Source organism: Streptomyces sp. NPDC048420 (genome assembly GCF_040651535.1).
In the GTDB taxonomy this organism is placed as follows: Bacteria; Actinomycetota; Actinomycetes; order Streptomycetales; family Streptomycetaceae; genus Streptomyces.
This window is the reverse complement of record NZ_JBEZKG010000032.1, coordinates 19,061-28,409: the sequence shown is the minus strand read 5'-3', so window position 1 is coordinate 28,409 and position 9,349 is coordinate 19,061. Positions and strand designations below refer to the sequence as shown.

Genomic DNA, 9,349 nt, shown 5'->3' with positions numbered 1-9,349 from the left:
GACGGACTCCGGACCGACGTACTCCGAACCCGCGGACTCCGGACCGGCGGGCTGCGGGCCCCTGCACCGCCGACCCACGGGCTGCGGACCCGCGGGCACCGGACCGACGGACTCCGGACCGACGTACTCCGAACCCGCGGACTCCGGACCGGCGGGCTGCGGGCCCCTGCACCGCCGACCCACGGGCTGCGGACCCGCGGGCGGCGAACCGGTGCGCTGCCGCCCTATGGACTCCCGCCCGACGGGCTGCGAACCCGCGGGCGCCGGACCGACGGACTCCGGACCGACGTACTCCGAACCGACGTACTCCGAACCCGCGGACTCCGAACCCGCGGACTCCGAACCGGCGGGCTCGACGCGCGGAAGCTCGGCTGTCGCGTCGTACTCGCTCTGCCAGCCGTGTGCCGCCGCGGGATCCGTGTACTCCTCGTACGCCGGGGCCGGTCCGGGCTGTGGCTGATAAACGTTCGGCGCCCCGGACTCGTATTCGACTGGCCTCGACATGGCCTCGCATTGTAGGGACGGGCGGGGCAGCTACCGGCGATAACAGCCCAAACCTCCGCGTCTCACGTGGCGGAAAACACGACCCAGGGAGCGTTACCGGGCCGTAAGCTCCCAGACATGCAGGTGATCCAGTCGACCAAGCTCGCCAATGTCTGTTACGAGATCCGGGGCCCGGTTCTCGAGGAGGCGATGCGCCTGGAAGCGGCAGGGCACCGCATCCTCAAGCTGAACACCGGCAACCCCGCCGCCTTCGGGTTCGAGGCGCCGCCGGAGATCCTGGAGGACGTCCTGCGGAACGTGTCGACGGCCCACGGGTACGGCGACGCGAAGGGACTGCTGGCCGCCCGGCGAGCCGTCGTGATGCACAACCAGACCATCGGCATCGAGACCGACGTCGAGCACGTCTTCATCGGCAACGGCGTCTCCGAGCTGATCGTGATGGCCATGCAGGGCCTGCTCGACGACGGCGACGAGGTCCTGGTCCCGGCCCCCGACTACCCGCTGTGGACGGCCGCCGTGTCGCTGTCCGGCGGTACGGCCGTGCACTACCGCTGCGACGAGCAGTCCGACTGGATGCCCGACCTCGCGGACGTGGAGCGGAAGGTCACCGACCGCACCAAGGCGATCGTCATCATCAACCCCAACAACCCCACGGGCGCGGTCTACGACGAGACCATGATCAAGGGGCTGACCGACATCGCCCGCCGGCACAACCTGCTGGTCTGCTCGGACGAGATCTACGACAAGATCCTCTACGACGGTGCCACGCACACCCCGACCGCCGCGGTCGCCCCCGACCTGCTGACCCTCACCTTCAACGGCATGTCGAAGGCGTACCGGGTGGCCGGGTACCGGGTGGGCTGGATGTCGATCTCCGGCCCCCGCGCCCACGCCGACTCCTATATCGAGGGCCTGACCGTCCTGGCGAACATGCGCCTGTGCGCGAACATGCCGGGGCAGCACGGAGTGGTCGCCGCGCTCAGCGGACGCCAGTCGATCAAGGACCTCGTGCTGCCGGGGGGACGGCTCGTCGAGCAGCGGGACGTGGCGTACGAGCTGCTGACCCAGATCCCCGGGGTGAGCTGCGTGAAGCCGAAGGGTGCGCTGTATCTCTTCCCGCGGCTCGACCCCAAGGTGTTCAAGATCAAGGACGACCGGCGGATGGTCCTGGACCTGCTGCGCCAGGAGAAGATCATGGTGGTCCAGGGTTCCGGCTTCAACTGGCCCGAGCCCGACCACTTCCGGGTGGTGACCCTGCCGACGGTGGGGGACCTGCGGGACGCGGTGGGGCGGATCGCGAACTTCCTGGACGGGTACGGACAGCCGTAGAACTTTAGACGAAATCTAAGCTAGGATGGTTTCCTGACAGCACAGGAGGCCATCCCATGTACGAACCGATCCGCACCAAGTCGGTCCACAGCACGATGGCCGACGCCCCCACCGACTTTCCTCACCGTTCCCGTGAGGAGGAGCTGGACATCCAGCTCGCGGGTCATCTGGCGGCGCTGCTGGCAGTCACCGACGAGCTGCGGGCGGTTTCGCCTTCGGCCGAGCTGGACACCGCAGCCGAACGCCTCGCCGAGCAGGTGACCCGGCTGCGGGGAGGCCGTACGCCGACCAGGGCACCTCTCACCGTCGCCGGTCCGCGCCTCGCGGCGCTGCACGAGCGTGCACATGCCCTCGCCGGGCGGGCGCTGGTGGTCGCGGCGTCCCGGGCGGACACCGCGGCGGCGATTCTGGCGGCCGAGCGTATGGACGCGCACACGGCAGCCATCGAGCCCAGGGAACTCACCTCCCACTGACGGCTCCCCTCCGACGGCCCCGGTCCGCGCGCACCCACAGCGACGTGCGGACCGGGTGCCACGCACTGCGTTGGCTTGAGCGGGGGCGCCTGTTCGCCATATGGGTTCGTGTCGTATCGCGGGTGCGGGTTCGTCGTGGCTTGTCGCGCCCCGCGGCGGAGCCGCTAGTGGATACAGCCCCGCGCCCCTCAGGGCGTTGCAGTGCCGGGGCTGGTACGTCACCCTCCGTTCATCCCCCTCACCGGGGAATGTTGGGTTCCGCGAGCACTCTGCCTCTGTGAGACGAATCGCAGGAATCGTCCTCGCGGTGTTGCTGATCGGTGGCGTGGTGGCCGCCGTCGTGGCAGGCCGCAGCAACGAGGACAAGGGCACGGCAACGAAGACCGTGCGTGCAGTGATCGGGTCGGAGAAGGCCGAGTTCTTCGAAGATCCCGACGTGGTGAAGGCCCTCGCCGCCAAGGGCTACACCGTGAAGGCCGAGACCTCCGGGTCCTGGGCCATGGAGGGCCTCGACCTCAAGGGGTACGACTTCGCCTTCCCGTCCAGCCAGGCCCCGGCCGCCGAACTCGCCGCGAAGTACAAGGTACGGGGGACCCTCCCCCGCCCCTTCTACTCGCCCCTCGTCGTCGTGGCGCACAGGAGCGCCGCCGGGGTCCTCGCGGGCAACGGGCTGGCCACGCTGGACGCCGAGCACCTGGGCACGCTGAAGATGGCCGCCTATCTCGACGCGGCCCGCGCGGACCGGACCTGGCAGCAGCTCAAGGGCGCGAGCAAGTACGGGGAGCTCACCGGCACCCTCTACCTCTCCAGCACGGACCCGGAGACCTCCAACTCCGGTGCCCTCTACCTCGCCGCCGCCTCCTATGTGGCCAACGGCGGCAAGGTCGTCGCGAGCGACACCGAGGTCAAGAGGACGACTCCCCTGCTGCACAAGCTCGTCAGCGTGCAGGGCGCCCAGCAGTCCAGCACGGACGCGGCCTTCCGGGACTTCGTCAGCGGCGCCGGCAACCCGCTGGTCCTGGTCTACGAGTCCCAGGTCGCCTCGCTTCTCGCGGACGGGCAGCACCCCGACGACCTGGTCGTCCTCTACCCGGACACCACGGTCAACAGCGACCACACGGTCGTACCGCTGACCGAAGACGGCACGGCCCTCGCCGAACTCCTCTCCACCGACCCGCGGTTGCGGCAGCTGGAGGTGCGGCACGGGTTCCGGCCGCAGGGCGAGGCCACCGAGTTCGCCTCGGCCGGCACCTATCTCAAGCAGGAACTGACCGGCGTCCGCCAGGCGCCCGTGCCCACCTCCGCGGTGCTGCACGAGCTGGCGCGACGGGCGCGCGGATGACGGGGGACACAGCCATGACATCCATGAACAACGACGACACCTTCCTGCTCACCCCGCCCGAGCCGGTGGCCGCCGTGCCGCGCGAGAAGGCCGGCGGACTCGTCCCGGTCGACGACTCGGTCCGGACGGACATGGCCCGCAAGGCCTCCGCGTATGTCGAGGGACTCGCCGTACTCGACGCCCGATCCCCCGAGTTCGCCGGCAAGGTCGGTGAGATCACCGGCCTCGGCGCCGGCGAGATGCGCAGCGCGGCCGCGCAGTCCAACCGGATGCTGGAGCGGACCGTGCGCAGCCTGCCGGACAAGGGCGGGGACGCCCAGTCCCAGGTGGCGGGTTCGCTCGTCGAACTGCGTCGGGTGGTCGAGGACCTGGACCCCCGGGACCTGCCCGCCGCCAAGGGACGCAGGTTCCTCTCCCGGCTGCCCGGCGGCAACAAACTGCGCGATCACGTCGCCAAGTACGCCTCCGCGCAAGGCACGTTGAACAGGATCGTCGGCTCGCTGCGGGGCGGTCAGGACGAACTCCGGCGTGACAACGCGGCGTTGCAGACCGAGCGGGTCCGTCTGTGGGAGACCATGGGCAAGCTCCAGGAGTACGTCGTGCTGACGGAGGCCCTGGACACGGCCGTCGAGCAGCACATCACCGCCGTAGGAGATCCCGAGGCGGCCGACTCGCTCCGCGCCGACGTGCTCTTCCCGGTCCGGCAGAAGCACCAGGACCTGCTCACCCAGCTCGCGGTCTGCGCCCAGGGCTACCTCGCCATGGACGTCGTACGCCGCAACAACGAGGAGCTGATCAAGGGCGTCGACCGCGCCGCCACCACCACGGTGTCGGCGCTGCGCATCTCCGTGATGCTGGCCTCCGCGCTCGACCACCAGAAGAAGGTGATCGAGCAGGTCAACGCCTTGCGCGGGACGACCGAGGACCTCATCCGCGGCAACGCCGAGATGCTCGCGACGCAGAGCGGGGAGATCCAGCGCATCGCCGCCGACCCGGCCGTCGGCGCCGAGACCCTGCGCAGCGCCTTCCAGCAGATCTACCGCACGCTCGACGCGATCGACACCTACAAGGTCCAGGCGACCGAGGCGATGGCGGCGACCGTGGAGTCGCTGACCGTCGAACTTCAGCACGCCAGCGGGTACTTGGAGCGCAGCCGCTCGCAGGGTGCCCTGGAAGGGGGCCTCGGATGAGACGACACGCACTCGCCCTCTGCCTCGCGGCCGTCGGCCTGCTCACCGCCTGTACGACACAGAAGAGCCCGGGCATCGACGTCTCGACGCCCGGTGTTCCCGGGCCCGCCGCGCCGGGCACGCTCCGGGTCCTCGCCTCCAGCGAGCTGAGCGACATGACCCCGGTCCTCGACCAGGTCGAGAAGGACACCGGCGTCAAGGTGAAGCTGAACCCCATCGGCACCCTGGACGCCGTGGACATGCTCGCCAACGGGAAGACCGACGGGCAGTACGACGCCCTGTGGCTGTCCTCGAACGACTACCTCCGGCTGCGCCCCGACGCGGCGGGGAACGTCGTCTCCGAGGCGCCGGTCATGTCGAGCCCGGTCGCGATCGGAGTGAAGTCCGCGACGGTCGAGGCGCTCGGCTGGAAGCCCGAGGACGTCACCTGGTCCCAGGTCGAACAGGCCGTCCAGGACGGCAAGTTGACCTATGGCATGACCGATCCGGCGCGCTCCAACTCCGGTTTCTCCACGCTGGTCTCGGTGGCCTCCGCCCTGTCCGGCGCGCAGTCGGCGCTGACGGACGCGGACGTCGGGAAGGCCACCCCTCGCCTGAAGGAGTTCTTCAAGGGCCAGAAGCTGACCTCGGGCTCCTCGGGCTGGCTGGCCGCGGCCTACGACCGGCGCGGCGACGTCGACGCCCTGCTCAACTACGAGTCCGTCCTCAAGGGCGTCCCGGGCCTGACCGTGATCCGCCCCCGCGACGGCGTGATCACCGCCGACTACCCGCTCACCTCGCTCAAGTCCACGAGCGCGGAGACCCGCGAGGACGTCCGCCGGGTGACGGAGGACCTGCGCACCGAGAAGATCCAGCGGCTGATCACCGAGCGCACCCACCGCCGTCCGGTCGTCGCCTCGGTCCCGCCGGCGAGCGGCCTGGACACCACCCGGCGTCGTGAACTCCCCTTCCCGGGCACCCGGTCCGTCGCCGACGGTCTGCTCGACTCCTACGAGAACGAGCTGCGCCGCCCCTCCCGGACCGTGTACGTGCTGGACACCTCGGGCTCGATGGAGGGCGACCGCCTGGACCGCCTGAAGACGGCCCTCACCTCCCTCACCGGTGACTTCCGCGAGCGCGAGGAGGTCACGCTGATGCCGTTCGGCTCGGAGGTGAAGGACGTACGGACCCACGTGGTCGACCCGGCCAACCCGCGGACCGGCCTGGACGCGATCCGCGAGGACACCTCGGCGCTCTCCGCCGACGGCGACACCGCGATCTACACCTCGTTGGAGAAGGCGTACGACCATCTCGGCGCCGACCGCGACACGTTCACGTCGATCGTGCTGATGACGGACGGCGAGAACACGGCGGGCGCGGAGGCGAAGGACTTCGACTCCTTCTACGCCGGCCTGAGCCGGGACCGGCGGGACATCCCCGTCTTCCCGATCCTCTTCGGCGACTCCGACCGCTCCGAACTGGCCCACATCGCCGACCTGACCGGCGGCCGTCTCTTCGACGCCCAAAAGGGCTCGCTGGACGGCGCCTTCGAGGAGATCCGTGGCTATCAGTAGGTACCTGGAGTCCCGCAAGAACATCGCGGGCAGCGCGTGCGGTCTGGTCGGGCTGGTGCTGACCTTCGCGGGGGTGGCGGGTCCGTACTGGCCCGTGGTCGTGGCCGGTCTGTACGGCGCGGGCGCGCTGATCGCCCCGCCGGAGCGGCCCGAGCTGCCGGACTTCCCCGACCCGTCGGCCCAACTCGACGAGCTCCGGGGCGACTTCGAGAAGCTGCGGGCGTATCTGACGGACATCGATCTGTCGGTCACGGCGGCGGCCCGGCTGCGCGAACTCACCGAGCTGCTGACCGCGTTGCTCGACCAGGGCTGGAGCAAGGAGCTGCTGGCCCACGACCCGGAGGGGGTGCACTCCCTGTCCCGGATCGTGCGGCGCGACCTGCCCGAGGCCGTCGACAGCTTCGTACGGACACGGTGGTGGACGCGGATGACTCCGGGCACGGAGTCCCCGGAACTCCACCTGGAGCAGCAGCTGGGTCTGATGAAGCAGGACGCACAGCACCTGGCGGCGGCCCTCCGGGACACGGAGGCCCGCCGCCAGGAGACCCACACCCGGTATCTGGAGGACCGGGGCGGGCACCACGGGGTCAGGGGCAGCTGATGCGGGTGTCGCCCGAGTCCGTCGTACAGGTGTCCGTGTTGGGGCCGCCGTTGGCGGTGTCGTTGCCGGAGACGCCGTCGACGGTGTTGAGGTTGTCGGTGCCGTAGTTGCCGGTCAGGGTGTCGTTTCCGGGGCCCCCGTTGAGGGTGTCGTTGCCGAGGCCGCCGTCGACGCGGTCGTTGCCGTAGCCGCCGTGGACGGTGTCGTTGCCGTAGCTCGCGTTGACGGTGTCGTCGCCGCTGAGCGTGCAGATGACGTCGTTGCCGTAGGTGCCGGTGATGCTGTCGTTGCCGCTGGTGCCGATGCGGGTGCAGCCGCGGGCGTTGTTGACGGTGGTGGTCACCGTGGCGGTGTTGTTCGCGGTGGCCGGGTCGGTCTGGGTGGCGGTCACCGAGGCCCGTTCGGTGAGGGTGCCGGTGGCACGGGGTTCGGCGACGACGGTGATCGTGGCCTTCGCGCCGGGGGCGAGGGTGCCGAGGGCGCAGCTGACGGCGGTGGTGCAGGTGCCCTGGGAGGCGGTCGCCGAGATCACCGAGCCGACCGGGCCGGTGAAGGTGTCGGTGAGCACGACGCCGGTGGCGTTCGTCGTGGTGCTGTTGTTGGTGACGGTCACCGTGTAGGTGGCCCGGTCACCGATGCTGACCGCGGCGGGGCCGGACTTCGTCACCGCCAGGTCCACGCCGGCCGGGGGTGGTGGCGGTGCGCTGCCGCCGCCCAGGAAGCGGGCCAGGGCGAAGCCGCTGTCCGGTCCGCCCCGGCCGGCCGCGACGATCTTTCCGTCGGCCTGGAGGGCGACGCCACGGGCGGAGTCGCCGCCGCCGAAGTCCGCGGTGGCGGTGCCTCCGGTGCCGAAGCCGCCGTCCAGGCTGCCGTCGGGGTTGTAGCGCTGCACGGCGAAGTCGCCGCCCTGCCCGCCGCCACCGGCGAGGACGATCCGGCCGTCGGCCGGCTGCAGGGTCATGTCCCAGGCGCCGATTCCGGAGGGGACGACCTTGCCGTCGCCGTCGAAGCCGGTGTCCAGGGAGCCGTTGGGGTGGTAGCGGGCCACGCTGTTGCCGCCCGCGGCGACGATCTTTCCGTCCGCCTGGATCGCGAGTGCCTCCACCTCCTCGTAGTCGCCGAAGTCGGTGCGGACCATGCCGTCGCCGTCGAAGCTCGTGTCCACGTCGCCGTTGATGTTGAAGCGGATCAGGAAGAAGTCGAAGAGGGTGGAGCCGATCTGGCCGCCGACGACGATCTTCCCGTCGCTCTGCAGGGCCAGGGCCCGGCCGTCACCGCCCTCCTGCACCCCGGCCGGGCCGGTGGTCACCGTGCCGTCGCCGCCGAACGAGGTGTCCGGGGTGCCGTCGCCGTTGAGGCGGAGTACCGCCACCTGACCGCCGGTGTAGCCGGCCGCGACGATCCGGCCGGCCGAGTCGATCGCCACGTCTCGGGCCTCGGTCGGCCCTGCGATGTCGGCGAAGTACCGGCCGTCGCCGCTGAAGCCGTTGTCGAGGCTGCCGTCGGAGTTGTACCGGGCCACCGTGAACCAGCAGCAGTTCTCCCATCCGCGCCAGCTGTAGCCCGCCACGACGATCTTTCCGTCGGGCTGGAGCGCCACGGCGTTGGCCTCGCTCCACTGGAGGTCGGGGTCCATGTTGTTGATGGGGGTGGTCACGGTGCCGCCGTCTCCGAACCCTGCGTCCGGGGTGCCGTCGGCATTGTGCCGGGTGAGCGCCCAGCGGCCCTCCAGCACCGAGTGGTCGCCGGAGGAACCGACGGAGACGATCTTCCCGTCGGGCTGCACCGCGACGTCGTAGGCCTGGTCGTCGTCGGCGAAGCGGGTGAGCACCTTGCCGTCGCCGCTGAAGGAGGTGTCCAGGTCGCCGGGGGCGGCGGCCGCGGTGCCGGGGAGGGTCAGAAGGAGGGCGAGGACGGTCGCCGTGACGGTCCCGGCCCGGGCCAGGAGGGACCGGCGGCGGCGTGCGTCCTGTCGCCGTCGCGCCGGTCGCGCATGAACTGTGAGCATGCCCGCCAGCCTTTCGCCGTGCGCGCGCACGACTGGCCGCCACGAGCGGCGTTGCCCTCACCGGACGCAGGTTCCATCCCAGCGGGTGAGGGGGCGGGCCCGCGAGTGAGGGGGCAGGCCCGCGAGTGAGGGGGCAGGCCCGCATGTGAGGGTGGGCTGCCGGTACGTGAGACGGGGCGGCCGGTACGTGAGGGTGGGCTGCCGGTACGTGAGGGCGGGTTGCCGGTACGTGAGGGTGGGCTGCCGGTACGTGAGGGCGGGTTGCCGGTACGTCAGAGGGGGCGGCCCGGCAGGTGGGTGCGGGCCGCCCGGTGTGTGAGAGGTGGCAGCACGCCCCGCACGCCGTTGT

The 9,349-nt window shown here is 70.8% G+C and carries 8 protein-coding genes; 6 read left to right on the top strand and 2 right to left on the bottom strand.

Annotation, left to right across the window (positions count from 1 at the left end):
• On the bottom strand, nt 1-504 hold a 504-nt coding region (locus AB0D34_RS40270), incomplete at its 3' end, for a hypothetical protein (protein ID WP_362671410.1).
• 117 nt (nt 505-621) lie between these two features.
• On the opposite strand from AB0D34_RS40270, the gene AB0D34_RS40265 reads away from it, so the two are divergent.
• The 6 genes from AB0D34_RS40265 to AB0D34_RS40240 all read left to right on the top strand — a co-directional run bounded on the left by AB0D34_RS40265 (nt 622) and on the right by AB0D34_RS40240 (nt 6,992).
• Entirely contained in the window at nt 622-1,833 is a 1,212-nt protein-coding gene (locus AB0D34_RS40265) for a pyridoxal phosphate-dependent aminotransferase (RefSeq protein ID WP_362671408.1), read from the top strand.
• Nucleotides 1,834-1,889: 56 nt separating this feature from the next.
• The gene (locus AB0D34_RS40260) at nt 1,890-2,306 is read left to right on the top strand and encodes a hypothetical protein (RefSeq protein ID WP_362671406.1); all 417 of its coding nucleotides are present in this window, start codon (nt 1,890-1,892) and stop codon (nt 2,304-2,306) included.
• A 277-nt stretch (nt 2,307-2,583) separates the two neighbouring features.
• Nucleotides 2,584-3,648 (top strand): substrate-binding domain-containing protein, encoded by a 1,065-nt coding sequence (locus AB0D34_RS40255; RefSeq protein ID WP_362671404.1) that lies wholly within the window; start codon nt 2,584-2,586, stop codon nt 3,646-3,648.
• A 14-nt stretch (nt 3,649-3,662) separates the two neighbouring features.
• A complete protein-coding gene (locus AB0D34_RS40250; RefSeq protein WP_362671402.1) occupies nt 3,663-4,838 on the top strand; it encodes a toxic anion resistance protein in 1,176 nt (391 codons plus the stop codon).
• Nucleotides 4,835-6,391 (top strand): VWA domain-containing protein, encoded by a 1,557-nt coding sequence (locus AB0D34_RS40245; protein ID WP_362671400.1) that lies wholly within the window; start codon nt 4,835-4,837, stop codon nt 6,389-6,391. The genes AB0D34_RS40250 and AB0D34_RS40245 overlap by 4 nt, the downstream gene beginning before the upstream one ends.
• The gene (locus tag AB0D34_RS40240) at nt 6,378-6,992 is read left to right on the top strand and encodes a hypothetical protein (protein ID WP_362671397.1); all 615 of its coding nucleotides are present in this window, start codon (nt 6,378-6,380) and stop codon (nt 6,990-6,992) included. The genes AB0D34_RS40245 and AB0D34_RS40240 overlap by 14 nt, the downstream gene beginning before the upstream one ends.
• Here AB0D34_RS40240 and AB0D34_RS40235 read toward each other — a convergent pair.
• Complete coding sequence (locus tag AB0D34_RS40235; RefSeq protein WP_362671395.1) at nt 6,979-9,000, bottom strand: calcium-binding protein; 2,022 nt, start codon at nt 8,998-9,000, stop codon at nt 6,979-6,981. The genes AB0D34_RS40240 and AB0D34_RS40235 overlap by 14 nt on opposite strands.
• Between the last annotated feature and the right edge of the window lie 349 nt (nt 9,001-9,349).

Bases quoted from the DNA above. Each gene is read 5' to 3' on its own strand.
- AB0D34_RS40265 (WP_362671408.1), top strand. From the start codon at position 622: ATGCAGGTGATCCAGTCGACCAAGCTCGCCAATGTCTGTTACGAGATC.
- AB0D34_RS40260 (WP_362671406.1), top strand. From the start codon at position 1,890: ATGTACGAACCGATCCGCACCAAGTCGGTCCACAGCACGATGGCCGAC.
- AB0D34_RS40250 (WP_362671402.1), top strand. From the start codon at position 3,663: ATGACATCCATGAACAACGACGACACCTTCCTGCTCACCCCGCCCGAG.
- AB0D34_RS40245 (WP_362671400.1), top strand. From the start codon at position 4,835: ATGAGACGACACGCACTCGCCCTCTGCCTCGCGGCCGTCGGCCTGCTC.
- AB0D34_RS40235 (WP_362671395.1), bottom strand. From the start codon at position 9,000: ATGCTCACAGTTCATGCGCGACCGGCGCGACGGCGACAGGACGCACGC.